Below are 26,284 nucleotides of genomic sequence, written 5' to 3' on the forward strand. Positions count from 1 at the left end.
TAGGATGTCATGGACTAGAAAACTAACGTTTGGTTTATTGGCGCTAATGATGTCGTTATCTTATGCCTATGCGCAAAGCAACTTTACCCTAGAACGTTTGGCGTCTGGCTTGGGTGTGGTATGGGGGATGGACTTTGTTAGCGAACATCAGTTGGTGTTTACCCAGCGCTCGGGTGAGGCGGGGGTGTTGGATATTCAAACCGGTCAAGTGACTTGGTTAGCAGGCCTGCCTGCTGTCGCGGCCACCGGGCAGGGCGGGTTATTGGATGTCAAATTTCTGCACAATGACGGCCATAACCAGGCCTGGTTGTATTTTACCTATAGTTATCCCGATGAATTTGGTGCGCGAACCGCTTTAGCACGGGCGCAATTGCCGGATTTAGCGCGCTCGAATCAATTGCAAAATTGGCAAGATTTGTTGATTAGCGAATCCTCAACCGGTAGCGGCCAGCATTTTGGCAGTCGGATTGCGTTTGATGATCAAGGCTATGTGTTTTTTGGCGTCGGTGATCGTGGTGAACGTCAGCAAAGTCAAAACACGGCTAATCATATTGGTACGATTATGCGCTTGCATTTAGATGGTCGCGTGCCGAAGGATAATCCGTTTGTCGGTAACCCAGCGGTGTTGGATGAGATTTGGAGCTTTGGTCATCGTAATCCGCAGGGCATGGCGTTTGATTCGGCAACCGGTCGGTTGTGGTCAAACGAACATGGTCCGCGCGGGGGAGATGAGATTAATTTAATTCAGCCGGGTGAAAACTATGGCTGGCCTTTAGTGTCGCAAGGCAAAGAATATTGGGGAGATCGCGCGATTGGCGTGACGAGTAAACCCGGTATGGTGGATGCGGTGAAGGTGTTTACGCCCTCGATTGCACCGGGTAGTTTGTTGGTTTATCGGGGAAAAGCTTTTCCGCAGTGGCAAGGTTCGTTATTTTCCGGTGCCTTGGCTTTACGCCATTTAAATCGGGTGACGCTGAATGAGCAGGGTAAAGCAATCAGTGAAGAGCGATTGTTAACGGATTTAAATGAGCGCATACGTTCTTTGGCGGTTGACCAAGCAGGCCTGGTTTATTTCAGTACCGATAGTGGCTTAATTGCGCGTCTTCGTCCTGCAGACTAAAAGTTTAACCCTGCAATTAAATCTGTGAAAGCAATCGATCAATCAGCTGTTCGGCTTGGTGTTGATAGTGGCCGCCGAATAGGTTGAAGTGATTGAGAATATGGTACAGGTTATAAATCGGTTTACGATGTTGATAGCCGGCATCTAATGGCCAGGCCTGGTTGTAACCTTGATAAAAAGCCTGGCTAAAGCCACCAAATAATTCAGTCATGGCCATATCGGTTTCGCGGTCGCCATAATAGCTGGCGGGGTCGTAAATAACCGGCTCGCCTTGGGCTGAAAAGGCGCTATTTCCTGCCCATAAATCGCCATGTAATAAAGACGGTACTGGCTGGTAGTGTTCAAAAAACACCGCTAGGTTTTCGGCCAGTTGTTGTCCTTTTTCGATTAGCCGCTGGCTAGCCCCCTGTTGTTTGGCAAGGGCTAGTTGCGGTTCAAGACGTTGCTGGCGATAAAAATCCAGCCATTCTTGCGTCCAAGTATTGCGTTGTGGGGTGTGACCTATAAAGTTATCCTGCTCCCAACCAAATTGGTGATGCTGCGTTTGATGCATCGCCGCTAAGGCTTGACCTCGTTTAAAATCATCGCCCCGCCCAGACAAGGCTATATATTCCATTAACAACCAGGCCTGCTGGTCGGTTTGGCCCAGGGCGATAACCTGAGGACAACGAATAGTTTGGCTTTGCTGAATTTGCTGTAATGCCCAGGCTTCTGCGGCAAACACCGGGGCGGATTGTGCGCGATTAAGTTTTAAAAACAGTTTTGCTTGGCTTGTTTCGAGTAACCAGGCCTGGTGAATATCGCCGCCGGCGATCGGTGTGATGTTTTGGAGTTCGAGCGTTTGATTTAAGCTGTTATTCAGCGAGTGGATTAGGCTGTCAGAGAGCATGGCTGTAAGCTTGCCATTCGGGATAGCCTTCGGCCAGGCGTTTGGCTTGGATGCCGTGCTGTTGCAATTGGTCGAGCGCTTGTTGCGACCACATGCAATAGGGGCCGCGACAATAGACAATTAAGGTGCGATCGGTATCGAGTTCCGGCAGTTTTTGTGCCAGTTGTTCAATCGGGATATTAATCGCCTGCGGAATGTGACCGGCGGCATATTCGTCTTCAGGGCGCACATCCAGCAGCGTATAGGGTTGTTTGATGTCTTTTAAGGCTTTAAGCGAAATCGGTTCAAATGGCGTGTTGGGTTGCAAGTGGGTTAATAACAGGGTTTGCATCGAATCCAGTTGCGATTCGGTCACTTCACGTAAACTGACAATCAAACGAAATACACTGGGGTCACTCAGCGCATAGACAATACGTTGACCCTGGCGTTGGCTGATCACCAGGCCTGCTTGTTTTAGGGTTTGCAGGTGTTTGGAGACATTGGCAATACTCAAGCCGAGTTTTTGATGCAAGGTATCCACGTCGCACTCGGTTTGCACCAGCACATCCAAAATCATCAGCCGATTCGCATGCCCCAGCGCCTTACTGACCTGCGCCAACTGATCAAACAAATTGTATTTAAGAGAGTGTGTTGTCATAGCACTTATTATAACTCAGCTTTTAACCCACTAATCGGGGTTGGCATTAAATGCGATGATTTTGTCCATACCTTCTGGCTGGGGAAGAATGGTGCCTTTGACGTGAGTGACAAACGCATCACGACTAAGGCTTAGGGTGGGGTTGTGGCGTTTTTCAAAACCGATGGTGGAAACCGGTTTACCGCTAATCCCTGCGCCGCAGACACTGCCAGCTTGTGCGCCGGGTAGGATTTCTAGGTAATCGGCTAAAGGTAGAATTTTTTGATGTAAAGAGTCAAATAATGCGTCCGCTAAGATCTCTTCTTTGCCATGTAAATCCGGGCGGCCGACACTGCCAACAAATAAGGTATGACCACTGACTAAAAACCAAGGTTCGTCACAGCGGGATTTGTCGGTCACCAGTAAACAAATGCTGTCTTCGGTATGGCCGGGCGTATGCAAAACCTGCGCGTGAACATTACCGGCTTTAATCACTTGACCATCCGCTAACGGGGTAAAATCGCACTGCGCCGGTGAGTCCTTAAACAAACAGTATTCGCCCCCGGCACGTTGGGCGAGTTCAAGGCCGCCGGTAAAGTGATCGGCATGCACATGGGTATCGACCACATAGGCAATTATGACGCCTTTTTGTGCCGCCTTTTCTAAATAAAGATCAACTTCGTCTTGATGGACATCGACCGCAACCGCCAAACCTTGACCAACGCAGCCAAGCATATAAGACAAGGAACCGGGTTCAGAATCAGGGGTGTGTTGGAATAGAAACATAGCGCAACCTCGCGTTAATTTTACATTTGGAATTGACACTATACGATCTTGTCAGCTAATATTCAACCACTTAGTTGAATATTAAAGGCAGATTGATGCACACACCCATTGAACACGGTATAAAAGCCAATCTATCACAAATTAGTCAGCAACTGATTCAAGTCTTTTTGGTCGGTTTGGCGTTGGGGATGACGCGCACGGTGGTACCAGGCCTGGCAGAAACCGAGTTTGGTTTGGCCGCGCAAGCCTTTATGAGCTTGGTGATGTTTGTGTTGGTGTTTGGCTTGGTAAAAGCGACCATGAACCTGGTTGCCGGCCATTTAAGTGAGCAGTATGGCCGCCGCCGATTATTGGTGATGGGCTGGCTGTTGGCCTTGCCGGTGCCGTTTTTGATTTTTTACGCCCAGAGCTGGTGGTGGATTGTGTGGGCAATGGTGTTTCTCGGCTTAAACCAAGGTTTGTGTTGGTCGATGGCACTGAATAGCAAGCTTGATCTCGCTAAAACCAATCAAAAAGGTTTAATCAACGGTTTGAATGAGTTTTCCGGTTATGCCGCTGTGGGTATAGCCGGTTGGTTAACCGCGTATTTAGCGGAAGTTTATGGTGCGCGTGATGCGTTACTCGGGTTCGGTTTAGTGGTGATTTTAGTCGGCTTGTTGTTAGCGCTATGGAAAGTGTTAGATACCCGACCCTGGTCGAATTTGCATCAACAGCACCATAACGACCAGCATGGCGATGACGGTGAAAAACAAACACTTGTACAAGCATTTAAAATCGGCACCTTTCAGCACAAACAATTGATTGCGCTGAATCAAGCAGGCCTGGTGGAAAAGTTTATTGATGCGCTGGTGTGGATTTTTATGCCGGTGTATTTATTGTCGCAAACCCAAACGCTAGTGCAAGCCAGTGGCATTATTGCTGTTTATGGCGTGGTGTGGGGCGCGTCGCAACTGATTACCGGCACGGCGTCAGATAGGTTTGGTCGTCGTGCTTTGATTGTCGGCGGTTTTTGGCTGTGTGCGCTGACTAGCATAACCTTTGTGTGGGTGGATTCGGTTGCTGCCTGGTCAGTGTTAGCCGCCTTTATGGGCTTCGGTATGGCGATGCTTTACCCAACGCTCGGTGCCGCGGTGGCGGATTACAGCCAGCCGAAACAACGCGCCGGTCTGCTCGGGGTCTATCGTTTTTGGCGTGACTTTGGTTATGCGGTCGGTGCGTTGTTAATGGGCTTGCTGGCCTTCTATACCAGCTCAGTCGTTTGGCCGTTTTACTTTGTCGGCGGCATGATGTTTTTATCCGGATTATGGGTATACTTAGCCTTGCAGTCGCGTAAAACGGTTTAAATCAGTTTAACTATTAAAACAAAATAAAGCTTAACCCCATCTCTGTAGGAGGAGACTATGAAACATCGGATGAAACAGAGTTTAAAACAAACCCTTATGTCTGGCTTATTAGCGAGCAGTTTGGCATTTGCAGGCCTGGTCAATGCTGAAGAAATCAAACAAACCTGGCAGGGTAAAACCCTGAATGCCAATTTAGAAATGGCTGATGGCAAAAGCTACAGCGATGAATTTGTGCTGCTGCTACATGGCACTTTGACGCATAAAGGGCGCTCGACCTATATGGCGCTGCAGCAAAATTTGGCTGAACAAGGTATTAGCTCGCTATCGATTAATTTATCCTTGGGTTTGAATGACCGTGATGGCGAGTACGATTGCGCCGTACCGCATACCCACAAACACACTGATGCGCTCGATGAAGTAGGCGTGTGGCTGGATTGGTTAGAGCAGCAGGGCGCGCAGCAGGTTACCTTGATGGGGCATTCTCGCGGCGGCAATCAAATCGCTTGGTTTGCGACCGAGCGTGATCGTGATTCGATTGCGAATGTGGTGTTATGGGCACCGGCCACTGGCGCACAACAATCGCATGAAAGCTACGAAGCAAGTTTTGGCAAACCCATTGCACCGATTTTAAGCCAAGCGCAACAGCAGATTCGTGCCGGTAAAGGTGATGAACTCATGCAAGGTATTGATTTTATTTACTGCCAAGATGCACAGGTGACCGCGGCGGCGTTTGTCGATTATTATGACATTAAGCCGCAATTTGATACCCCAACCTTACTAAAATCGGCTAAAAAACCGATCTTGGTGATTATTGGCTCAGACGATGATGTGGTCGCTGATTTACCCAGCGCAATTGCAGCATTGGGCGATCTGGCCAAGGTGCAAACGGTGACCATTGACGGTGCCGATCATTTCTTCCTAGATTTTTACAACGAAGACTCGGCTACCGCTGTGCGTGAGTTCTTGAACAACTAATCGTTTTCAGATTTGCCTTTCTCGGTCAGATCGAAAAAGCCGCATGAGTCATAATCATGCGGCTTTTTTTCAGCCTTCTATTTTTCAGCCTTCTAATAGATTTTGCTTTCAATAAGGAGGTTGGGCTTGTCATCTAGTCACCTGAGATTATCAAGTTATAATTTTAAAAATATAGATTAGCTAAAGTTTGATTAATCAACGCCCAAAAACATTTAGGGCGCTGGTCACGAAGTAACATTGCATTATGAAACTAAATCCAGTAGATTATTCAACCATTTAGTTGAATAATTAAATCAAGCCCGAAAGGAAGCCTATGTCTGTCACGCCATCATCGAGTCAACAAGCGTTTATTGATCTTAATCGCCATTTGCAAAAAACGATTGTCGGCCAACACGCCTTGTTAGAACGCATGATGATTGCGATGCTGACCGGTGGCCATGTGTTATTAGAAGGTCCACCAGGCCTGGCGAAAACCACGGCGGTTAAAACCTTGGCAAAAGGCGTGCATGCCAGTTTTCAGCGCATTCAATTTACCCCGGATTTAATGCCGGCCGATGTCATGGGGTCGGAAATTCTTGATACCCAACAGGGTGGCTTAAGTTTTGTGCCAGGGCCAATTTTTAATGAAATCGTGTTGGCGGATGAAATCAACCGTGCGCCGCCGAAAGTCCAGTCGGCATTATTAGAAGCCATGGCCGAAAAGCAGGTGACGGCGGGGGGCAAAACCCGCGCCTTGCCGGAATTGTTTATTGTAATGGCGACCCAAAACCCATTGGAACAAAGCGGCACCTATCCGTTACCGGAAGCCCAAATGGACCGGTTTATGTTGCATGTGGTGTTGGATTATCCGACTGAAACGGAAGAGCTTGAAATTTTGCGCCGTGACCGAGCCAAACATTTTGGGGTGGACGCCGAACCCGATACCACCAGTTTAACGCCGCAGGATGTGATGCAAGCACGTCGAGATGTTGCTGATATTCATGTTGCGCCGGCCATCGAAGCCTATATTGTTGCGTTGATTGCCGCGACGCGTAACCTAAGCCGATTTGATCCGGCCTTAGCCGGGGTCCTTGATGTGGCCGCTTCACCGCGTGCGTCGATTGCATTATTGCATGCCGCCACCGCTTATGCTTGGTTGCAAGGGCGTAACTATGTCATTCCTGAAGACGTGCTGCTACTGTTACCCGATGTGCTACGCCATCGACTTGGTTTGAGTTTTGCCGGGCGCGCGCAGGGTTGGACGGTCGATAGTTTACTGGCTAAATTAGTGGGCTGGGTTGAGGTGCCCGTTGTGGCATGAATATCAGCGGCATGAGCAAACTCGGGCTGACTAAAACTGCTATCACCGCGGCACCGATTATGAGTGTCGCTGAGATCGCCGCTTGGGCGCAAGCGATTGCAGCCGATTTGGTTGATTTTAAGCCTAATCAGCGAGCCAGTAGCCAAGCCTTGTTTGGTGATCAATGGGCTAAATCGACCGGGCAGGGTATGGATTATGCCGATAGTCGGCCCTATTACGCCGGGGATGAATTACGTCATTTAAACTGGCGGGCTTGGGCGCGTTCAGGTCAAGCGATGACCAAGGTATTTCAGCAGGAGCGTCAGCAGGCCTGGTGCGTCTGTGTTGATCAAGGGCCCAGTATGCGATTTGGTTCGCACAAGCGTTTAAAAGTTACCCAAGCTATGCGTTTTACCGGTTGGTTGGCCTGGTGGGCGCAACAGCAAGGCGTGCAATGGCAACTTATTCAAGCTCATGATCAGCTGTATAGCTGGCCGACGCCCGCCGCACGTGATATTTTTATGAGTAGCATGAACCACTTGGCTAAGCCCTGTCCGCCACAAGCTGCGGTGAATCAACAGCCTTTTGCGCAACGCATTAAGCCGGCACAGCAGGCCTGGTTGCCCGGTGCCAAACTCTGGTTAATCACCGATTTTGCCGATTGGGCTGAGCAGGACTGGCAATGGCTCTATGCCCTTAATGCGCACTATGATGTCCAAGCGGTGAGTATCACTGATCCGGTTGAACAGCAGTTGCCCAAACGTGCCTTGTTAGCGTTACAGCAGGGCGCGCGTCGTTGGCTGCTTAATCGCGATAGCCTCGAAGCCTATAATGTCTGGGCGCAACAACAGCGTGAACACTTAGCCACTAGACTGAGCGGCTATGGTATTGCGCACTGGGCGCTGAGCACGCAAGATGAATTGGTCGATTTTAGACGTTTAGCGGTGGAGCGAGCCGGATGAGTATTACCCAGCGTGCTGATGGTTGGTATGATCTAGCGCAAACGCTGGATGACCCCGTGTTGCTGGTCGCTGCAGAGCAGGGGCTGACGCTATGGCCGAGTTGGCAATTATTGCTGGTTGGAGTGAGCGGGCTAGTGGTCTTAGCAGGCCTGCTGAAATGGGGCTGGCGAGCTTACCAGGCCTGGTATACCAAGCGTAGCTTGCAACGCCTTATCAAACGGGTGCAGCTGTTAGGCTCGGCCAATTTAACGGCTAGTGAGCGAAGCATTGAATTGCGCCGTGTCGCTTTGGCGATTTATCAACAGCAGGTGCCGCTTGTCTTAGCCGATTATCCTTGGCTCTATGACGCGTGTTTCAGTAATCAGCCGATTGACCCCCAAGAATTTTATCACCAACTGCAAAAGGCTGAATTTAGCCTAAAGCGAATCGCTGATGACTGAATTTTTTTCACTATGGCAAGATGTGCACTGGCAGGCCGCTTGGGTCCTGTTGTTGGTCGTGCTTTGGCCCATGGTGCGATGGCTGCGTCAGCAGGGTCAAGCGCGTTGGCCGTGGTTAGCAGAACCCGCCACCCAAGCCCAGCCGGTTTTTTATCATTCAAAAATAGCCGCATTTATGGCAACGCGCGGTGATCAACCCGTTCAGTCACCCGGGCTGATACGCTGGTTAATGCCTTTACAAACGCTATTGCGCACTTTGTTAGTAATACTGGTATTGCTTGCCTTGGCTGGCCCCTTTTATTGGCAGGCGCTGCCGCAACAGGTTCGTCAGGCTGAACCTATCCGTGATGTCACCTTGGTGGTGGAAAGTTCGGTGTCTTTGGTGCTAGAGGACTATGCAGAAAACGACCAACCTTTAAGTCGCGTGGCGGTGTTGCAGCAGGTATTAGATGAGTTTGTAGCCGCCATGCCGCAACATCGTTTTAGTATTATTTTATATGCTGACCAGGCCTTTACGCTGATGCCAATGACCGCTGATCGAAATACGGTGCGCGCTGAATTGCCGCGCTTGCTGCCCTATCTAGCGGGGCGTACCGATCAAGCTATGGGCGAGGCGATGGCCTTGGCGATACGCACTATGTTAGCTGATACTCAGCGTCCCAAGGATTATGATCCGCTGTTAGTGGTGGTCAGTGATGGCTTACAAGCACGCAGTCGATTGAGTTTGGCCGATGTCATTGAGTATGCAAGGCTGAATGATATCGCGATTCACACCATTGGATTAGGCGGGCAGCAAGACTTGTCCACCCGCTCGTCTGGGTTAATTTATCAGCCGTTAGAAACGGCGAGTTTACAAACCCTGGCGGCAGAAACCGGCGGTCAATTTGTGGCGGTGTATGATCCGAATGCGTTACGGCAAGCTTTTGCGCAATTGCAGCTGCGCGCACGCGAAGGGGTGGTCGAGCAGGGTGAACAATGGCGTGCGGTGAGTTTAGCCCATTGGCCGTTGCTGCTGGCACTCGGCGTGGCCGGGTTGTTGTTGTTAATTCATGTATTAACCCATTATCCGTTGCGGGGGTGGCGTCGTGGTCACGAATGAGGCGGATTTAATCGTAGCGGGCTTGTTTTTTCGGCAGGCAGGTTGGTTAGTTTTACTGCTGCCCTGGCTTGCAGGCCTGCTGCTGTGGTTAGTCTATCGGCATAAACAACTTAATGATTATAGTGATGCATCATTGAGTCCTTGGTCGCTCGCTGCTGGTGCGTCAGCCAGATTATGGCCCTGGCGCTGGCCGCTCGGGTTTTGGTTGGGTGTGTTGCTTATTGTGGCCGTAGCAGGGCCACGTTGGGCGTTGGATGCGCCTGCCACACCCCAACAAACCGGCGGAATCACCCATTTGGTATTGTTGGATGCCAGTCGCTCGATGACTGCACTTGACCGCCAACCGGATCGTTTTGGCCATGCGCAAAACTTGATGGCGGCTTGGGCGCAACGCTTACCCGCCGAGGATCGCGTGGGTTTAATGCTGTTTGGTACCGAGGCCTATTGGGCCTTGCCGATAACCGAAGATAAGGCGTTGTTGCAAAGCCGGTTGGGCTTATTGCAAGCACAACGCCTGCCGTTTGCGGGCACTCAGTTGGCGGTCGCGATGCAGCAGGCTTTAGGGGTCGCGCAAGCGCAAGGGGTGCAGCAGGTGGTGCTGGTAACCGATGGCGTGTTGGCAGAGCAACAGACTGGTTTACTGGCGGTGGCTGAGGCCTATGCGCAGGCGAAGATTGGTTTGCTAGTGGTCGGGGTAGGGTCGACGGATGCGGTGGGCTTGCCAGATTCAGCTTCACCAACCGGATGGCTGGTCCATGATGGCGTGAGGGTGACGGTGCCAATGGCGCGACAAAGCTTGCAACGCCTAGCGCAAGCGGCACAAGGGCGCTATGTTGATGACCGTAATCAATCTGCCGCACTACAAAGCTGGTTTGACTATGAGGCGCGTTTGTTAGTCAATGCTGGGTTGGGCTTAGATGATGAGAAGAGTGCAGACGATGCGAGCGCTATGCAACGCGCATTTTACGACCTAACGCCTTGGGTGGTGGGATTGTTATTGCTAGGATTATTGTGGCGCTATTCGACGCCCAGTCAGCAGTCGGCTCAGCGGCAAGCTATATCCTCATCACCGCTTGCTTTGTGGCTAGTAGCAGGCCTGCTAGTTAGCCTATTAAGTATGAACAATGTACAAGCTCAGCAAGCGGATTATGTGCGCTGGATGCAAGCGGGAGAAGAGTTGCACCGCGAACAGCAACATCAACAAGCTCAGGGTTATTTTCGTCAAGCGCTATTAACTGCACGAAACCATGACGAGCGGGCGCGTAGTTTATATAACCTAGGTTTAAGTTATGCCGATCAGCAGGCCTGGTCTTTAGCCGTAGAAGCCTTTGAAGGCGCGTTAATTCATCAAGCGGACTTTCCCGAAGCGGCGCATAATTTAGCTTTGGCACAACGTCAGCAAGCGCTTGAATTGGCGGCGCAAGCCCGTCAGGCTGAGCAGGGTGAGCAAGCTCGCGAACAGGGAGAAAATGGCGAGGGCGTCGGGCGTGACGGCAATGAGGATCCAACCCTAGCTGGCGCCACCGATGGCGAAAACTGGGGGCGCGATGACGATGAAGACTATTGGGGCGAGGAGTTGCCAGAGCGCGATGCTCAGCAAGCCGAGTTACCGCCCGAGCAACAATCGACGTTTGCGAGTCGTGGGGCCTGGCAAGGCCAAGCGGTCATTGAACAGCAACGTCTAGATTTAGCCCGCGAGCAGCGTCAGGCTGATTTAGCCCGTTACTTAGACACGATTGCTGATGACCAAGTGGGCATTTTGTTTCATTTGTTTGAGCGTGAGGCCGGTTTTCAAGCGCGTCAGGCCCAGCCACGTGAGCTGCCAGGGGTTAAACCATGGTAAGCAAAACGATGGTAAAACTTTACCTAAGGCGTAACCTTATGATAGCGATCATATGCTGGTGGTTTGCCATTGTCTTGCAGGGGCTGTCTGCGCACGCCATTGCAGACGCTTCAGCCACGGGTCTTACGCCAAGTTTAATCCTCGGTGAAAGTATTCAACTGACCTTACGCAGTGACAATACGCACGCCGAATTTGGCCGCATGGATTTAACCCCGCTGCAGGCCTATTTTCATATCCAAGTGCGCTATCCTGCTGTTGATCGGGTGCGACTGACTTTGACGCCTTACCAACCTGGCTTAATTACCACGCCGGCTTTGCGAAGTGGTACTTTGCGTTTACCCGCGCAACGCTTAGAGGTGTTACCTAATCCTTTAATCAAATTACATTGGTCGGACGCGCCAGCAAAAGGCTGGCTAGGTGACTGGTGGAGCCAGCACTTGGATATTGAATTAGTCGATGAAGGTTTGAGCTTAAATGTACAGATGCCGGAGCAAGCGGGTTTGGAGAGTGCGCCCCTAGAGCGCCTATCTAATCGGCAGGCGCGCTTAATTTGGGCGCAACGTTTAGATGAAGAAGGTGAGTTTGTGCGCAGTGCACCGAGTATTCGTATTGCGACGCGACAAGGCGGGGGAGTATGGCAGTTTTTTGCGCCGCCACAAAGTGTGAATGTGCGTGTGCGCCCAAGTTATGTTCCGCCCAGCTTGCCTTCTGGCCCCCTTGAGTGGCATTGGCAACGCCCCAGTATTATGGTCAGTGGTCGGGTGTATGAAATTCACACCCACTGGAGCGTGGTAGATGTGGATTATTTACCGCCTTTAGGTAACCTGTTGCAACAGCAATTAACCTCTGAGCATCAAACAGAATGGTTATTTCAGCGACGTGAATCGCGTGTGCTGTGGCAAGAGGCGGGGCGCGGCTTATCGCAAACCTGGGTACAACCTTTCCGATTGGATGGGGTGCGTTGGGGCTATTATGCTCCGGTGAGTTGGCTGTATTTTGATCGCCACACCCAGCAGTTAACTGAAAAAACCTTGCCAGCGCAGTTTTTTATCGCCTTGCCAATCTGGTTATGGTTGTTACTGGCCTTGTTGGTCTTAATAGCAGGCCTGCTCATCCTTGCTGTGTTAGTTTGGCTGATTGTGCGAGGCTATAGTCATGGGCGTTTGTGGTCTATTATGCGTCAACCGATTCATTCACCGCAACAGGCACAAGACTGCTGGCAGGCCTTATTGCAGTGGTCGCAAGCTCAAAAATTTGGCAGACCGGCGACTCAGCAGGCCTGGTTAACGGCCTATCAACAACGTTTTGGTAAACCTTGTCGTTACCAACAAGCGATTGTAGCTTTGCGCCCTTGGTTATATGCGCCACCGGCTGACGAATAAGCCCAAATCAGCTAGAATACAAAATCCATTTAATGTGTGAGTCGTGGCTAATGAATCTGATGATGGCATTGTGGCTATGGCCGCTATTATTAACGCTCACCTTGTTAATTCCAGCCGCTAAAAAATACACGGGCACGCTCATCACCCTGGCTTTAATCCCAGCTATGTTGCTATGGCTGGCGCAATTAAGTTGGCTGGCACCAAGGATAATGCCTGTCGATGCTTTATACCTGCCAAGTTTTTTACTTGGCTTTCACTTGGTGTGGCACGAACTGTCATTTATTTGGCTCAGTTTTAATATCCTTGTGTGGGCCTTAGCGGCCTGGCATAGTCACTGGGTCAAAGTTGACAACATCCGTTATCCCTTGTTTATGACACTCAGTTTAAGCGGCAGCTTAGGCTTAGTGGTAGCGGGTGATGCACTAAGCTTCTATTTGTTTTTTAGTTTAATGAGCCTGGCAGCCTGGGGTTTAGTAGTTCATGAGCGCACGCCAGTAGCGGAGCGCGCGGCTAGCTGGTATATCATGCTGGCTATTTTGGGTGAAACTCTGCTATTAAGTGGCCTGTTGCTACGCGCAGCAGAATTGGGTAGCACTGATTTAATGCTGTGGTTGAATACGCCATCAGGTGCATGGGGTATGATGCTGATTGCCCTTGGTATGGGGTTCAAGTTGGGTGCGCCATTGTTACATGTTTGGTTGCCCTTGGCTCATAGCGCCGCCCCCACGCCAGCCAGTGCTATTTTATCGGGGGTGATGATTAAAGCGGGTATTCTTGGATTATGGCTATTATTACCTAGCTTGGCGATGCCTTTAACTGACAACCTATTTATGGCTGTTGCTTGGTTAGGCGGACTTGCTATGCTTTACGGCGTGGTGATGGGCTTAACCCAAACTTATCCTAAAACCATCTTAGCCTATTCGAGTATTAGTCAAATGGGCTGGCTAGTTTGGGGGCTAAGTTGGGTATGGCAAACGCCTGATCCGCGTGTTTGGGTGTTCTGGGTAGCCTTGTTTGCTTGGCATCACGCATTGGTTAAAAGTGCTTTGTTTATTGGGTTTGGTTGGCACAAGTTTGCCACTAGCATGACGCAAGCCTATATCGTACTTGCAGGTCTTGTGGTGCTAGCTTTAGTTTTAGCGGGCGCCCCCTTAACCGCTGGCGCTTGGTTGAAATACGGCATGAAGTTATCTAGTGAAATGGAAGCCGTGGTCGCAACCTTACCACTTTGGTGGTTAAGTATTGCTTCAGGTGCGACCTTGCTATTGATGATTCATTTTATTCGGTGTTTAGTTAGCCAAAATGGGTTTAAAGCTAAGCCTGTATCAGGGGAGCTAAAATCAAATGTCTGGCATGATGACAGTGCCTTCAGTGCCTGGCTAGCTTTATTGCTCTTAATTATGCTTTGGCCCTTATTACTCTTGACTGGTTGGTTTACCCAAGCTGTTAATTTAGGTAATCCAGCCTGGCAGGCATTTGTACCGGTGAGTTTGGTTGATGGGTCGATGATCCAACAGGCCTGGTTGCCGTTGTTTATGGCGCTGTTGCTTGCGTTGGCCTGGCGCTTTTTAATTAATCGTCAATTTGAGTTACCTGCAGGGGATGTACTGGTCTTTTATGCCTGGTCAGCTAAAAAGCTGGCGCATTATTTAGTGTCAGCGAGAGGCCATATACTCAATGTTAAGTATTTGTTATTGACTAAAAAATCAGCTTATTTAAAAGCTGCGCGTTTACCGGCGATAATGCAAACGCACAAAACGATGAGTTGGTTTGGTTATTTACTTGCTTGGCTAGGCCTACTCGTTATGGTGTTGTTGATTTTGACCTTGGCAGCAAGCTGACGAGCAAGTTCAAATCAGCTACAATAAATTTACTTTTCATAGCAGACGTGGTGACAGATGAACCTGATGATGGCATTGTGGTTGTGGCCGCTGTTATTGACAATCAGCTTGTTAATCCCGGCTACCAAAAAATATACCGGCACCCTTATCACCCTTGGCCTTATCCCAGCGGTATTGTTATGGTTTGCGCAACTGGGGTTGCTGGCCCCTGTCATCTCACCGCTTGATGCGCTTTATCTTCCTAGCTTTTTGCTTGGCTTTCACTTGGTATGGCATGAGCTGTCATTTATTTGGCTGAGTTTTAGCATTATTATCTGGGCCTTAGTGGCCTGGCATAGTCATTGGGTCACCACCGATGATATTAGCTATCCGTTGTTTATGAAACTGAGTTTAGCGGGTAGCTTAGGGCTGGTCGTGGCCGGTGATGCCCTAAGTTTTTATCTGTTTTTTAGCTTAATGAGCCTAGCAGCGTGGGGGTTGGTGGTCCATGAACGCACTGTCCACGCAGAGCGGGCAGCAAACTGGTATATCATGCTGGCTATTTTGGGCGAAATTCTGTTATTCAGTGGCCTGTTGCTACGCGCGGCAGAATTGGGTACCACCGATTTAATGGTATGGATAGATACACCGTCCGGTGCCTGGGGCATGGTACTGATTGCCATGGGTATGGCGGTGAAATTAGGTGTGCCTTTGCTACATGTTTGGTTACCCTTAGCCTATACCGCCGCCCCCATTCCAGCCAGTGCCATTTTATCGGGCGTGATGATTAAGGCCGGCATTCTTGGATTGTGGATTTTATTACCCAGTTTGGCCATGCCGCTCAGTGAAACCGTGTTTATGGCACTCGCTTGGTTAGGTGGAATTGCTATGCTCTATGGGGTGGTGATGGGCTTAACTCAAACTGACCCTAAAACCGTGTTGTCTTATTCAAGCATTAGCCAAATGGGTTGGTTGATTTGGGGGCTAAGTTGGGTATGGCAAACGCCCGACCCGCGCATTTGGGTACTGTGGGTGGCTTTGTTTGTTTGGCATCATGCACTGGTGAAAAGCGCTTTATTTATTGGTTTAGGTTGGTATAAATTTGCCACGACCATGGCACTACGTTATGTCGCCTCAGCAGGCCTGGTGCTGTTAGCTTTGGTGTTAGCGGGTGCACCCTTAACCGCTGGTGCTTGGTTGAAATACGGCATGAAATTATCCAGTGAAATGGATGCGGTGGTCGCAACCTTGCCACTCTGGTGGTTAAGTATTGCCTCTGGGGCCACTTTGTTGTTAATGACTCATTTTATTAGGCGTTTGCTTAAACAGCCTTGGCCCTTAGTTATCCCCAAAGCGGCGCCTTCATGGTCGCGTATTTGGAACGATGCCGGTGCGTTTAGTGCTTGGGCGCTGGTATTGGGATTAATTTTATTTTGGCCGCTGTTGCTGTTGGCCGGCTGGTTTACCCAAGCGGTGAGTGGCGGTGCGAACGCTTGGCAAATCTTGGCACCGGTCAGCTTAGCCTATGGGCAGATGTTGCAGCAGGCCTTGCCCCCCTTAGTATTAGCTTTGATGATCGCATTGGCCTGGCGAATTCGAATCAATCGGCAATTTGAGTTGCCCGCAGGTGATGTATTAGTCGTCTATGAATGGTTGGGTGAGCAATGGCGAACCGGTCACGTAGGATTAGGTCAATTATGGCGTGCGACCAGTCAGCGTTTGAGCCGGCTGACACCTCCGCAAGCCGCACTAAATTGGTTTAAGCATCCTAATGTGCATGGGCTGATTCATGCCAGTAAAACCATTCATTGGTTAGGTTATTTGTTAACCTGGATTGGGTTGTTAGTGATTGTGTTGTTGATTATGGTTTGGCCGATAGGTTAGATGGGTTAATCGAGCGTGAGCTCTAATTCGATCACATCGACCTCGTCCGCACGGTCAGCTTGGTTGCTGGTATTATTACGATGCAGCGTCACCATAACTCGTTGATCTGGCAGGGTTTCATAAAGCGCTAACATTAAATCACTGAAGTGACGAATCGGTTGATGATTAAACGCAACAATACAGTCACCCACTTGTAAACCGGCCCAATCGGCGGCACTGTTGGCAATAATTTCACGCAAGCAAGCCTGGCCCTGTGGGGTAATATGGCTGCCAATGCGACCATGTGCCGGTAAAACTAGCTCGTCAGTGAGCAAAAAACCATCAAATCGGTCCGATTGCCATTCTTCAAATGAACCATTGGCAAGACTTAAGGTTTGTCTGGCTAAATTGGGCAGTTGGCGCAGCATATCGCCGATAATCGCCTGTTGATAATCTAAATGAAATTGTCCGGCTATAACTAACATGCGCGCGTTTGGGTTGGCTCTAAGCCAAGCGGCGGCATTCGTGGCCATGGTTTCGTCCCAAGTCCGTTGTGCATGGATAAAGTTATCGGTGTTGGCGTGTTCAGCCAAATTTTGACCAAAAAAAGCCTTAAGCCTCTGTTCATGTTCAGGATGGGGTGGATGAATCTTGGGCAATTGTATACGTTGTTCATGGCTTAAACTTTCCAGCCCCTCACGCGCAATCTGTCGGGTGAGTTCAGCGGGTGCATTCAACGCTAAGATACGAATTTGATGATCGCGCGCATAATGCATTAGTGGTTGCAGCAAGCGCCAATCATAACGCCAACGAGTAAAGTATTCGGTGCGTTGTAATAATTCGCCTTCATCTAAATGTCCAGCAATATAGCCATCTACCCAGGCTTGAAAGGGCGCTTGAAACCATTCCACACCCACCGCGAGCTCTGATGTTTGTTGATGCATCAGGTGTAATAATTCAGCTTGGATTAAATGGTCACTGAGTCGGTTGTGAATTTCGCCATGAAAAATAACCTTATAATCAGTCAAGTGAGTGATTAAACCTTGCCAGTCATCTGCCTGGCTAAAATCCACAACTTCTGGGTTAAAGGGCAGGGTGACTAGGTTTTGTTGTGCCGCTTGTTCAAGTGGACTGCTTAGTGGTGTGTCAGCCATACTGCCCCCAGAGATAGTCAATAGCAGGCCTGCTAGTATTGAGGTGACAAGTGGTTTAAGTCTGGTGGTCATTCAGGCTCAATCCAGGCCTGGTTGAGTTCAATTTTAGTGACGCGAACCCTTTGACCTTCTTGCCATTCGGCCGGTGGATTGGCAACTTGCCAATGGGTGCCGTGGTAGAACACCATCCAGGTATCATTGTGTAAGGAGAGTTTGCCTATGCCACCGGTTTGGTAGGTGACCGAAATTTCTTCTTTGGCGTTGCGCTTGGCAATCACTTTATTACGCAGGGCGAACAGCAGCACCGAGCCGATGGCAAAGGCAAAAATGAGTTGAATTTCGCCATACTCAAAATCGACCACAAAACTGAGCAAGCCAACCGCAATTAAGCCAATGCCAAACCACATCAACATAAATAAACCGAGCAGCATTTCGATGCCGATGAGCGCAAAGCCCAATGCAATTAGCGCCCAGCTTGGAATCAGGTCGAGCAGGCCTGGTGTAATCATTTAGTCGCTCCCGATGACGTGCCGCTGGCAATACCGGCTTGGGTGAGCACGCCTTGCAGTACCGATAGAGCACCGACCAGTTCAGTGGCTTCATAAGGAATCACTACCTTGTTGGCCGAATCACTGGCGGCAATGCCTTCCCAGGCTTTAATACGGTCTTTAGCCAGTAAGAATTCTGCGGCATTGGGGTTAGATTGCATCGCTTGCGCTAGCATCACAATCGCTTCTTGCTGACCTTGCGCCAATTGAATTTGTTCATAACGTTTCGCATCGGCTGTACGTTCAATAGCCTCAGCTTCTTTAAAAGCTTTTTGACGGTCACCTTCGGCTTTGGCGATGGTGGCATTTTTTAACCCCTCCGCCTCAGTCTCAGTGGCTCGGCGTTCACGTTCAGCCCGTAACTGCAGTTCCATTGCGTGTTGTACGGCTTCGGGTACGGAGATGTCAGAAATTTCTACGCGCGTGACTTTTGCGCCCCAGCCGCCAGACGCATTATCTAACGCAATCATCAGGGTGGCATTCAATGTGTCGCGCGATGACAAGGTGTCGTCTAAATCCATCTTACCTATTTCAGAACGCAAGGTTGTTTGCGCCAACTGGGCAATCGCGTGCTTGAGGTCCAGAATCTCATAGGTGGCATGTTCAGCATTATTGACGCGCAAGAAAACTAAACCATCTATGACGATACTGACGTTATCGCGAGTAATCACTTTTTGCACCGGAATATCAATCACTTGCTCTTGGGTGCCAAATTTTGAACGCACGCGATCAACAACCGGAATGATAAAGTTTAACCCACCGTGCAGAGTGCGATGGTAGCGGCCCAAACGTTCAACAACTTGTAATTCAGCTTGCGGCACAATTTTAATGCCGGAGGCCAAATAAATGACAACCACAGCGAGCAAAATGAGTGTAAAAATTGTGAAATCCATAGTTCATCCTTAGTTTTGGCAGTAAGCATTCGCGACAGATGGTGTTAGAATCAAACTGCTTTGCAATAACATTAAATTAAATATAAATCATCTTGGAGGATGTATGTTGAAACAATCATTAAAATCTTTACTTGTTGCATCAGGCCTGGTTGTGGCGATGGCGCCGATTGCTAATGCGCAATCGCTTACCGTTGATGTGCCAAGATTAACCCTAGAAGTAAACAACAAAATCGCGATGGAAACCATTAAAGCTTGTGAAGCTAAAGGCATTCCGGTATCGGTTACCGTGGTCGATCGTAACGGGATTATTATGGTGCAGATGCGTGACTCGATGGCGCCACCGGTATCCTTGCCAATTTCTCAGAAAAAAGCCTACACAGCAGTCATGTTTAATGCCAATGGGTCACAGTTAGTTAGCCAAGCTGAAGGGGCATTGCCAACCTTGGGTGAAGGCCTTGCCTTTATGGCCGGTTCAGTGACGATTTCGGCCGGTGGCCGTTTGTTTGGTGCCGTTGGGGTGAGTGGTGCGCCAGGTGGCGATATTGATGAAGAATGTGCTGTAGCGGGTGTTGAAGCGGTTCAGATGGACCTTGAAATGATGTAAATCCAGTTATTGGATTTAAACTTGGTTTTATAGGCTATTACAGCCAGGTTGAATTTATTTTGCCTGGCTGTGTTGTTTCATAGACAAGGGCGAGCTTAGCCGTTATAATTCGCGCACTTACGGAGAGCTGGCTGAGCGGTTGAAGGCGCACGCCTGGAAAGTGTGTATAGGTTAATAGCCTATCGGGGGTTCGAATCCCCCGCTCTCCGCCAAATTACCATTTAAACCCGCATCAAGCGAGTTTTTTTAAGCCCAAAAATCAATAATTTACCAAGATTTACAGCCCAAACAGGTATTTAATCGCCACAGTAACCGCAATACCAACCACCAAGCCAATACCCCATTTTAAAACCCGTAAATCTGCGTTAATTTGTGCTATGTCTTGCTTTATTAGCGTTTGTTCGGCCCTTATGGACTGCGTATCGGCTTTAATTTCTTCTTTGGCTGTGAATAAATCTGCCTTGGTTGCCAGCTGATTTTCAGCAAATTCATTAAAAACAATCTTGTTTTGTTCGGCCAAGGCCTCGGCTTGCTCCGTGGTGAAGCCCTTGGCTTTAAGGGCTTTAGCATACTGGAGCGTATCAAATGTAATGATTGACATAGCAAACCCTTACTTAGTGTTATTTTATGATCTAAACGGTACCCCAGTTAATCTATTGAGCAAATTGAAATCAGCTATCAAGCCGTTGCGATCTGGTCAAGGAGGAGGTGATGAATAAAATTGTGATTGAAACTTTCAATGAGTTTAGACGATTTGGTTCTGCAGTATCACTATTAATCAGTTTACTCTTAACTAATTACTAATATGGTGTTATTCTTGACCCAATTTATTTTTGAACTTCTAGTCAAAAAGCGCGCAATTTCAATTCTATAGCCTAAGATTTATAGTTGGAGCTAAAAAGTGCAGTCAAACAGACCTGTTACACAAAACCAAATAACCATTCCTGAAGATTACATTTTATCTACCACTACTAATTTACAGGGCACTGTTGCAACGGCCTCGGATGACTTTTTAAAAATCTCTGGCTATAGTCGTGAGGAATTTGTCGGTCAACCCCATAACATTTTGCGCCACCCAGATGTGCCAGCCCAAGTGTTTGAGGATATGTGGCAAACCATTAAAGCCGGTAAAGATTGGACTGGGATTGTAAAAAATCGTGCTAAAAATGGTGACCACTATTGGGTGCAAGCCAACGTATCGCCTATGGTTGAAGATGGCAAAAAACTCGGTTATGTTTCGGTTCGCACTCCGGCGACATCGCAACAAATAGCCATGGCTGAAAAACTTTATCGTCAAATTAATCAAGGTGAACTAAGGCTGCAAAACAGCATGGCCATCACCCCTTTGGCAGCGAAGTTAAACAAGTTTGCCATTACTGGCAGCTTGGCAAAACTTTTGGCAATTTACGCCATGATCGTGTTGTTAGCAGGCCTGGTGGCCCTGGGTGGTTTGTTTTATAAATCGCAAATTGCACCGATTATTGACCAGCAGCTCAATGAGGCGCTAGATGTTGCAGAACAACAAATCAAAGATCAGATTGCATTTAAATCGGTTTCTGTGACCGATATCGCGGCCACCGCGGCGATGATGCCTGAAATTCAGCGAGCCTTGGCAGGAGTAGTGCCTCGGACAGTTGCAGAACAGCGTCTGTCAGAAGTTCAAAATCACTTCGCTAGAATCACTGACTACCGCAATATTCGTTTTCAACTTTATGATACTGAACGCCGCTCCTTTATGCGCTCCTGGTCATTGGAGCAGTTTGGTGATGAACATCTTGACCGGATTCGTGATCGTGCACTTGAAACCCAGCGTGTAGTGGGTGACCTATCCATTGATAAAAATGGCTTTGGTATTGGTGCGACAGGTTATGCGCCCGTGTTTTATAACAATCAATTGGTTGGGGTGGTGTCCGCTTCGGGTGGCGTCGGCTCCATTGTGCGCGATCTTAAGCAACTCAACACTGACTGGGTCATGGTAATCGACCAAAGCTTTTATGGTGATCGCATGCCGCGAACTTTGGTCAATAACAATGCGTTTATGTCAGGTTATTTGTTGGCTCATAACGCTTGGTTTAATGAAGAGGTCATCAATTACCTGCGTGATAACCTGCCAAAATTTGAACAGGGTGAAAATCGTGCCGGTTACTTCATAGGTGATGCAATTATTTTAGATTTACCTGCATACAATCCGGTCGGTGAGGTCATAGGTCGTCATCTGATGATTAAACCGGCCGATCAAATTCAGCAGCAAATAGCCGCCGCCACTCAACAAGTGATTTGGTCTTTGTTAGGCGTCGTGTTGGTGGTGATTGCGATTGTGCTATTACTGTTATTAGTGATCTCAAAACGGGTGATTAAGCCGCTTAAAATGTTGTCGGCGTCGATGCGCACCATGATCAACACAGGTCGTTTTAATGGGCGAGTCATGTACCTTGATCGCGGTGACGAAATCAGTGACATTGTGCAGTCCTACAATCGTTTTGCAGCTAATGTCCAGCGTGCAATAACCAATGTTAATGACGTCATGTCTTCGGTTGCCGAAGGTAAATTTGATGTTCAGGTTACTGATATTCTCCATGGTGACCTTAATGTGATGAAAAACGCCGTTAATGCGTCGGTAGGGAGTGTTCAAAATACAATGGACGCACTTGAAATCGTGATGGATGCTCTTTATAACGGCGACTTTAGTGTTAGCTTGCCGGATACTGTTAAAGGGGAGTTCCGTACTAAGGTTGATCAGGCTGTGCAAAACTTGCAGCTAACCATCAATAGCATCAACCACGTGATGTCTAAAATGCAAGAGGGTGATTTCCATTATCGCGTTGAGGTTGACGCACGCGGTGAACTATTGAAACTTAAAAACGGTATCAATAGTTCGATGGAAGACATCTCGGATGCGATTACAAAAATCAGTCAAGTGGTGGCCGCGCAGGCGTCGGGAGATTTAACAGTCGAGTTACCTACAGGGCATTTTAAAGGTGAACTACATAGCCTGAAAAACTCGATTAACTATTCGATGGAAAAAATGAAACAGGTGGTTAACGCAGTAACCGATGCGTCGGTCAATGTGAGCAGTGCCGCTACCGAAGTGTCGCAAGCATCATTAGATTTGAGTCAACGGGTACAAGAACAAGTTACCGCATTAGAAAAAACGTCTGCCACGATGGATGAAATGAACGCGGCAGTTCAAGCGAATACCCAAAACGCACAACAAACTGCTGAGGTTACTTTGCAGGTTAGAAGCCAAGCTAACCAAGGTGCCACGGTTATGCAACAAACTATCGGTGCGATGAATTCGATTCAAGAGTCGAGTCATAAGATAGCTGATATTGTGACCTTGATTGATGGGATAGCCTTCCAAACCAACTTGCTTGCACTGAATGCGGCGGTAGAGGCCGCCCGTGCCGGGGAGCATGGTCGTGGTTTTGCGGTGGTAGCCAGTGAAGTACGAGCCTTGGCGCAAAAATCAGCTGAAGCGGCCAAAGATATTAAAGGCCTGATCGACGAAAGCGTGGGACGGATCGATGAAGGCACCAAGCTTGCTGCTGAATCAGGGGAGGTGCTGCAGGGTATTAATGATGCGATTAATAATGTGGCCGAGATGATTAAACAAATTGCCCAGGCCTCTGTTGAGCAATCTGAGGGCATCAAGCAAGTTCACAATGCGATTGCACAGATTGATGGTGTCACCCAGCAAAATGCGGCCTTGGTAGAAGAAACCAGTGCGGCATCAGAAAGCCTGAGTGAACAGGCGCAGTTGTTGCAACAAGACATGGCGTTCTTTAAAACCGGCAATGCCGCTAGCCAGCCGAAAGCTTTAGCGAAACCTGCGGCCTTAGCAAAACCTGCAGTACGTCAATTAGCGTCCAAGCCTGCGAAACCATCCAAACCGGCTGCTGACGAGTGGAGTGAGTTTTAAAAGCCAATCCAAATTGTCAAAATGCAAACGCCCCAACAACGCCCCAATCGGGGCGTTGTTTGTTTTTAAAACAAGTTATTAATAACTTGGTTAAAAGCATCCAGCCGAAGTGGTTTGGTTAAGTAGCCATTCATGCCCGCTTGTTGCGCCTGCTGGCGATCGGCAGGCGTATCGTTACCACTTAGGGCCACAATTGGTAATTTAAATCCTTCAGATCTGAGTCTTCTTGTCATCTCAAACCCGTTGATATCCGGCATGATAAGATCCATCAAAACCAAATCAAACGACTGGTTTTTTAAAGCCGTAATTGCATCTTCTGCGTGTGCTACTGCATAAGCTTGATGACCAAAGCCATTAATAAAAGCCGATTGAATACGATGTAGCAGCAGATCATCATCGACTAATAGAATATTTAAATTTCTCATTGGCAAAGCGAGCCTTTTTTTGTTTCAGTAATTATACGTTTAATCTACAGATTTGTTGGTTATGATGCCTCGCTTTAACTCTGTCTTTATGAGAAGATAAGGCAAAATGCAGTTTATTTTTTAGGGTTAAAAGTAGAAATGAGTATAAAAAATAGTATCACCCTCTTGGTCTCAACCTTACTTGGCTTTGCTTTACTGGCTGTGGTGCTTGGACTGGTGAGTATGAAGGTCAACAATGACAATCTGCATGAGTTATACGATGATCGTGTGGTGCCGCTGCAGGGCTTAAAAGAAATTGCTGATAGCTATGCAGTCAATATTGTTGATACTAACCATAAGTTACGCAATGGTAACATTAGCTGGCAAGAAGCTGAACAAAATATAGCGCAAGCTAAGCGCGATATACGTCAACTCTGGGGCGATTATATGGCTACCACCTTAACCCCGGAAGAAGCTCAGCTGGCGCAAAGGGCGCAATCCCTAATGGAACCGGCTGACCGTGCCGTTGATGAATTAGAGCGTCTGGTTAAAGCGCGTGATATGCAAGGCATTACGCAATTTAGTATAGATCGCCTCTATCCAGTGATCGACCCAATCTCTGATGCGGTTACCGATTTGGTCAATTTACAGTTGCGTGTTGCGGCAGAATTAAATGAACGTAATGAAGCAACTTATCAGCTCACCTTTAAATTGGCCATTATGGCGTCATTGATCTTTTTTGCCCTGGCGATATTCTTCTCCCGTACCACCCTGCGCGCGGTCACTTTACCGTTGAATGAGTTGGTGCGCGTTTCGCGTCATGTGCAGGAACAAGGTGATTTTTCTGCCCGAATTAAGGTGTCGCGTCAAGACGAAGTGGGTCAAGCTGCTAATGCCTTTAATGATTTGTTAGCAAATGCTGCCAAAGCCATCACCGAAGCCAATCACGTGGTTGGTGCGATTGCCCAATCCGACTTTAGTCAACGTGTGCAAGGTCAATATGTTGGCGATCTTGATAAGCTTAAACAAGGGGTTAACGCCTCGGCCGAACAGGTGGCCTTTATGATGGACGAGCTCGGCAAGGTCATGCAAGCCCTCTACAATGGCCGTTTTGATGCCAAGATGGACGAGCGTGTTCCACAAGCCTTTAGTCAACAAGTCGATAACGCCTTGCATAGTATCGATCAAGTGATTGTCGATATTAATAGCGTTATGGCCTATATGAATGAAGGCAAGTTCCAGCATCGGGTAAAAGCCGACGCCAGAGGGCAATTAAGCGAGCTTAAAGGTAATATTAATGGTTCCATGGATTCGCTTGAAAATGCAGTGAATGCGATTACCGATGTTGTGGTGGCACAGTCGAATGGCGACCTGACTAAGCGTATTGAAGGCGAATACCATGGCGAGTTACGTATTCTGACTGAGGCGGTTAATAATACCGCTGTGAAGTTAACCGGTGTGGTATCACAAGCAATTAATGCATCGAATATTGTGCATACCGCCGCTGATGAAGTGTCTAAAGGCGCGCTCGATTTAAGTGAACGCGTACAGGAGCAAGCCGCCGCGCTGGAAGAAACCTCTGCAACCATGGAAGAAATGAATTCTGCGGTGCAAAACAACACCCAAAATGCCATGGAAGCCACTCAGGTTGTAGTGGGTGTGGCTGATAAAGCATCAAAAGGTAAAGTGGTGATGCAACAAACCATTGATGCGATGGGGGCAATTCAAGAGTCCAGTCATAAGATTTCAGATATCGTAAACCTGATTGATGGTATTGCGTTCCAAACCAATCTGCTGGCACTGAATGCGGCGGTTGAGGCTGCACGCGCAGGGGATCATGGTCGAGGCTTTGCGGTGGTGGCGGGAGAGGTGCGTGCGTTGGCGCAAAAATCAGCGCAAGCCGCTAAGGAAATCTCCACACTGATCAGTGAAAGTGTTAGTCGGGTTGATCAAGGTACAAAGCTTGCATTTGAATCAGGCGATATGCTCAACCAAATGAATGATGCGGTGCAAGAAGTGACCAAGATGATTGAACAGATTGCGCAAGCGTCCAAAGAACAGGCCGATGGTGTACAGCAAGTGCACCAGGCTATTTCCAATATAGACCAAGTGACTCAGCAAAATGCGGCGTTGGTTGAACAAACGTCAGCGGCCTCTGAAAGCATGAGCGAACAGGCCGCGATTCTCAGTAATGACATGGTGTTCTTTAATACCGGTAATCATCGTCAAGCTGCACCAGCAAAGCTAGCGGCGCCTAAATCGGCCTCCGCTCCAAAAGCCTTGCCTATCAAACCCAAACCGGCTGCCGATGAGTGGAGTGAGTTTTAAAAGTCAATCCCAATTGC

22 protein-coding genes and 1 tRNA gene are annotated in these 26,284 nt (G+C 48.6%); 15 read left to right on the forward strand and 8 right to left on the reverse strand.

All coding sequences use genetic code 11. The features are described 5' to 3' along the window. Positions 1–4 precede the first annotated feature (4 nt). Complete coding sequence (locus THIAE_RS02595; protein ID WP_006459948.1) at positions 5–1,120, forward strand: PQQ-dependent sugar dehydrogenase; 1,116 nt, start codon at positions 5–7, stop codon at positions 1,118–1,120. A 16-nt stretch (positions 1,121–1,136) separates the two neighbouring features. Here the strand turns inward: THIAE_RS02595 and THIAE_RS02600 are convergent, their stop codons facing one another. Genes THIAE_RS02600 through THIAE_RS02610 form a run of 3 tightly spaced genes read right to left on the reverse strand, consistent with a single transcriptional unit; the run spans position 1,137 to position 3,411 of the window. Continuing rightward, the gene (locus THIAE_RS02600; RefSeq protein ID WP_006459949.1) at positions 1,137–2,009 is read right to left on the reverse strand and encodes a fructosamine kinase family protein; all 873 of its coding nucleotides are present in this window, start codon (positions 2,007–2,009) and stop codon (positions 1,137–1,139) included. Beyond that, a complete protein-coding gene (locus THIAE_RS02605; RefSeq protein ID WP_006459950.1) occupies positions 1,999–2,646 on the reverse strand; it encodes an ArsR/SmtB family transcription factor in 648 nt (215 codons plus the stop codon). Before THIAE_RS02605 ends, THIAE_RS02600 begins: the two co-directional genes overlap by 11 nt. Positions 2,647–2,676: 30 nt before the next feature. After that, positions 2,677–3,411 carry an MBL fold metallo-hydrolase gene (locus tag THIAE_RS02610; protein WP_006459951.1) on the reverse strand — a complete coding sequence of 245 codons (735 nt, stop codon included), beginning with the start codon at positions 3,409–3,411 and terminating at the stop codon, positions 2,677–2,679. A gap of 95 nt (positions 3,412–3,506) precedes the next feature. Here THIAE_RS02610 and THIAE_RS02615 point away from each other — a divergent pair, with 95 nt between their 5' ends. The 10 genes from THIAE_RS02615 (at position 3,507) to THIAE_RS02660 (ending at position 16,438) form a co-directional block, all read left to right on the forward strand. Further along, a complete protein-coding gene (locus THIAE_RS02615; protein WP_006459952.1) occupies positions 3,507–4,754 on the forward strand; it encodes an MFS transporter in 1,248 nt (415 codons plus the stop codon). A gap of 57 nt (positions 4,755–4,811) precedes the next feature. Further along, positions 4,812–5,729 (forward strand): alpha/beta hydrolase, encoded by a 918-nt coding sequence (locus THIAE_RS02620; protein WP_006459953.1) that lies wholly within the window; start codon positions 4,812–4,814, stop codon positions 5,727–5,729. A gap of 313 nt (positions 5,730–6,042) precedes the next feature. Continuing rightward, positions 6,043–7,029, forward strand: a complete 987-nt coding sequence (locus tag THIAE_RS02625) for an AAA family ATPase (RefSeq protein ID WP_006459954.1) — start codon at positions 6,043–6,045, stop codon at positions 7,027–7,029. Continuing rightward, positions 7,026–7,970 (forward strand): DUF58 domain-containing protein, encoded by a 945-nt coding sequence (locus THIAE_RS02630; RefSeq protein ID WP_006459955.1) that lies wholly within the window; start codon positions 7,026–7,028, stop codon positions 7,968–7,970. Before THIAE_RS02625 ends, THIAE_RS02630 begins: the two co-directional genes overlap by 4 nt. Further along, the gene (locus THIAE_RS02635) at positions 7,967–8,410 is read left to right on the forward strand and encodes a hypothetical protein (protein WP_006459956.1); all 444 of its coding nucleotides are present in this window, start codon (positions 7,967–7,969) and stop codon (positions 8,408–8,410) included. Before THIAE_RS02630 ends, THIAE_RS02635 begins: the two co-directional genes overlap by 4 nt. Beyond that, positions 8,403–9,509 (forward strand): vWA domain-containing protein, encoded by a 1,107-nt coding sequence (locus THIAE_RS02640; RefSeq protein ID WP_006459957.1) that lies wholly within the window; start codon positions 8,403–8,405, stop codon positions 9,507–9,509. Before THIAE_RS02635 ends, THIAE_RS02640 begins: the two co-directional genes overlap by 8 nt. Then, positions 9,496–11,352 (forward strand): vWA domain-containing protein, encoded by a 1,857-nt coding sequence (locus THIAE_RS02645; RefSeq protein WP_006459958.1) that lies wholly within the window; start codon positions 9,496–9,498, stop codon positions 11,350–11,352. Before THIAE_RS02640 ends, THIAE_RS02645 begins: the two co-directional genes overlap by 14 nt. 38 nt (positions 11,353–11,390) lie before the next feature. Next, entirely contained in the window at positions 11,391–12,734 is a 1,344-nt protein-coding gene (locus THIAE_RS02650; protein ID WP_006459959.1) for a hypothetical protein, read from the forward strand. Between the two features lie 50 nt (positions 12,735–12,784). Continuing rightward, complete coding sequence (locus tag THIAE_RS02655) at positions 12,785–14,575, forward strand: complex I subunit 5 family protein (protein ID WP_006459960.1); 1,791 nt, start codon at positions 12,785–12,787, stop codon at positions 14,573–14,575. A 57-nt stretch (positions 14,576–14,632) separates the two neighbouring features. Further along, on the forward strand, positions 14,633–16,438 hold the full coding sequence (locus THIAE_RS02660) for a complex I subunit 5 family protein (RefSeq protein WP_006459961.1): 1,806 nt from the start codon (positions 14,633–14,635) through the stop codon (positions 16,436–16,438). A 5-nt stretch (positions 16,439–16,443) separates the two neighbouring features. Here the strand turns inward: THIAE_RS02660 and THIAE_RS02665 are convergent, their stop codons facing one another. From THIAE_RS02665 to THIAE_RS02675, 3 genes are read right to left on the reverse strand one after another with little or no spacing between them, the layout of a single operon-like run. After that, positions 16,444–17,643 (reverse strand): ChaN family lipoprotein, encoded by a 1,200-nt coding sequence (locus tag THIAE_RS02665; protein WP_006459962.1) that lies wholly within the window; start codon positions 17,641–17,643, stop codon positions 16,444–16,446. Beyond that, complete coding sequence (locus THIAE_RS02670; RefSeq protein WP_006459963.1) at positions 17,640–18,080, reverse strand: NfeD family protein; 441 nt, start codon at positions 18,078–18,080, stop codon at positions 17,640–17,642. Before THIAE_RS02670 ends, THIAE_RS02665 begins: the two co-directional genes overlap by 4 nt. Next, positions 18,077–19,012 carry an SPFH domain-containing protein gene (locus tag THIAE_RS02675; RefSeq protein ID WP_006459964.1) on the reverse strand — a complete coding sequence of 312 codons (936 nt, stop codon included), beginning with the start codon at positions 19,010–19,012 and terminating at the stop codon, positions 18,077–18,079. Before THIAE_RS02675 ends, THIAE_RS02670 begins: the two co-directional genes overlap by 4 nt. 103 nt (positions 19,013–19,115) lie before the next feature. On the opposite strand from THIAE_RS02675, the gene THIAE_RS02680 reads away from it, so the two are divergent. Both THIAE_RS02680 and THIAE_RS02685 read left to right on the forward strand, forming a co-directional pair. Further along, positions 19,116–19,616, forward strand: a complete 501-nt coding sequence (locus tag THIAE_RS02680) for a GlcG/HbpS family heme-binding protein (protein ID WP_006459965.1) — start codon at positions 19,116–19,118, stop codon at positions 19,614–19,616. Positions 19,617–19,737: 121 nt separating this feature from the next. Further along, positions 19,738–19,828 (forward strand) — tRNA-Ser (locus tag THIAE_RS02685). Between the two features lie 65 nt (positions 19,829–19,893). On the opposite strand, the gene THIAE_RS02690 is transcribed toward THIAE_RS02685, so the two are convergent. Continuing rightward, positions 19,894–20,217: a CCDC90 family protein gene (locus THIAE_RS02690; RefSeq protein WP_006459966.1), complete on the reverse strand. Its 324-nt coding sequence runs from the start codon at positions 20,215–20,217 to the stop codon at positions 19,894–19,896. Positions 20,218–20,517: 300 nt separating this feature from the next. Here THIAE_RS02690 and THIAE_RS10485 point away from each other — a divergent pair, with 300 nt between their 5' ends. After that, positions 20,518–23,535, forward strand: coding sequence for a methyl-accepting chemotaxis protein (locus THIAE_RS10485; RefSeq protein ID WP_006459967.1), 3,018 nt, complete (start codon positions 20,518–20,520; stop codon positions 23,533–23,535). Positions 23,536–23,600: 65 nt separating this feature from the next. Here the strand turns inward: THIAE_RS10485 and THIAE_RS02700 are convergent, their stop codons facing one another. Continuing rightward, complete coding sequence (locus THIAE_RS02700) at positions 23,601–23,960, reverse strand: response regulator (protein WP_006459968.1); 360 nt, start codon at positions 23,958–23,960, stop codon at positions 23,601–23,603. Positions 23,961–24,098: 138 nt separating this feature from the next. Here THIAE_RS02700 and THIAE_RS02705 point away from each other — a divergent pair, with 138 nt between their 5' ends. Then, positions 24,099–26,267: a HAMP domain-containing methyl-accepting chemotaxis protein gene (locus tag THIAE_RS02705; RefSeq protein ID WP_006459969.1), complete on the forward strand. Its 2,169-nt coding sequence runs from the start codon at positions 24,099–24,101 to the stop codon at positions 26,265–26,267. The last annotated feature ends 17 nt before the right edge of the window (positions 26,268–26,284 follow it).

It is taken from the genome of Thiomicrospira aerophila AL3 (genome assembly GCF_000227665.2).
In the GTDB taxonomy this organism is placed as follows: domain Bacteria; phylum Pseudomonadota; class Gammaproteobacteria; order Thiomicrospirales; family Thiomicrospiraceae; genus Thiomicrospira; species Thiomicrospira aerophila.

Bases quoted from the DNA above. Each gene is read 5' to 3' on its own strand.
- THIAE_RS02610 (WP_006459951.1), bottom strand. From the start codon at position 3,411: ATGTTTCTATTCCAACACACCCCTGATTCTGAACCCGGTTCCTTGTCT.
- THIAE_RS02705 (WP_006459969.1), top strand. From the start codon at position 24,099: ATGAGTATAAAAAATAGTATCACCCTCTTGGTCTCAACCTTACTTGGC.
- THIAE_RS02680 (WP_006459965.1), top strand. From the start codon at position 19,116: ATGTTGAAACAATCATTAAAATCTTTACTTGTTGCATCAGGCCTGGTT.
- THIAE_RS02650 (WP_006459959.1), top strand. From the start codon at position 11,391: ATGATAGCGATCATATGCTGGTGGTTTGCCATTGTCTTGCAGGGGCTG.
- THIAE_RS02670 (WP_006459963.1), bottom strand. From the start codon at position 18,080: ATGATTACACCAGGCCTGCTCGACCTGATTCCAAGCTGGGCGCTAATT.
- THIAE_RS02660 (WP_006459961.1), top strand. From the start codon at position 14,633: ATGAACCTGATGATGGCATTGTGGTTGTGGCCGCTGTTATTGACAATC.
- THIAE_RS02605 (WP_006459950.1), bottom strand. From the start codon at position 2,646: ATGACAACACACTCTCTTAAATACAATTTGTTTGATCAGTTGGCGCAG.
- THIAE_RS02620 (WP_006459953.1), top strand. From the start codon at position 4,812: ATGAAACATCGGATGAAACAGAGTTTAAAACAAACCCTTATGTCTGGC.
- THIAE_RS02655 (WP_006459960.1), top strand. From the start codon at position 12,785: ATGAATCTGATGATGGCATTGTGGCTATGGCCGCTATTATTAACGCTC.
- THIAE_RS02640 (WP_006459957.1), top strand. From the start codon at position 8,403: ATGACTGAATTTTTTTCACTATGGCAAGATGTGCACTGGCAGGCCGCT.
- THIAE_RS02665 (WP_006459962.1), bottom strand. From the start codon at position 17,643: ATGACCACCAGACTTAAACCACTTGTCACCTCAATACTAGCAGGCCTG.
- THIAE_RS02690 (WP_006459966.1), bottom strand. From the start codon at position 20,217: ATGTCAATCATTACATTTGATACGCTCCAGTATGCTAAAGCCCTTAAA.
- THIAE_RS02700 (WP_006459968.1), bottom strand. From the start codon at position 23,960: ATGAGAAATTTAAATATTCTATTAGTCGATGATGATCTGCTGCTACAT.
- THIAE_RS02625 (WP_006459954.1), top strand. From the start codon at position 6,043: ATGTCTGTCACGCCATCATCGAGTCAACAAGCGTTTATTGATCTTAAT.
- THIAE_RS02615 (WP_006459952.1), top strand. From the start codon at position 3,507: ATGCACACACCCATTGAACACGGTATAAAAGCCAATCTATCACAAATT.
- THIAE_RS02675 (WP_006459964.1), bottom strand. From the start codon at position 19,012: ATGGATTTCACAATTTTTACACTCATTTTGCTCGCTGTGGTTGTCATT.
- THIAE_RS02630 (WP_006459955.1), top strand. From the start codon at position 7,026: ATGAATATCAGCGGCATGAGCAAACTCGGGCTGACTAAAACTGCTATC.
- THIAE_RS02595 (WP_006459948.1), top strand. From the start codon at position 5: ATGTCATGGACTAGAAAACTAACGTTTGGTTTATTGGCGCTAATGATG.
- THIAE_RS02600 (WP_006459949.1), bottom strand. From the start codon at position 2,009: ATGCTCTCTGACAGCCTAATCCACTCGCTGAATAACAGCTTAAATCAA.
- THIAE_RS02635 (WP_006459956.1), top strand. From the start codon at position 7,967: ATGAGTATTACCCAGCGTGCTGATGGTTGGTATGATCTAGCGCAAACG.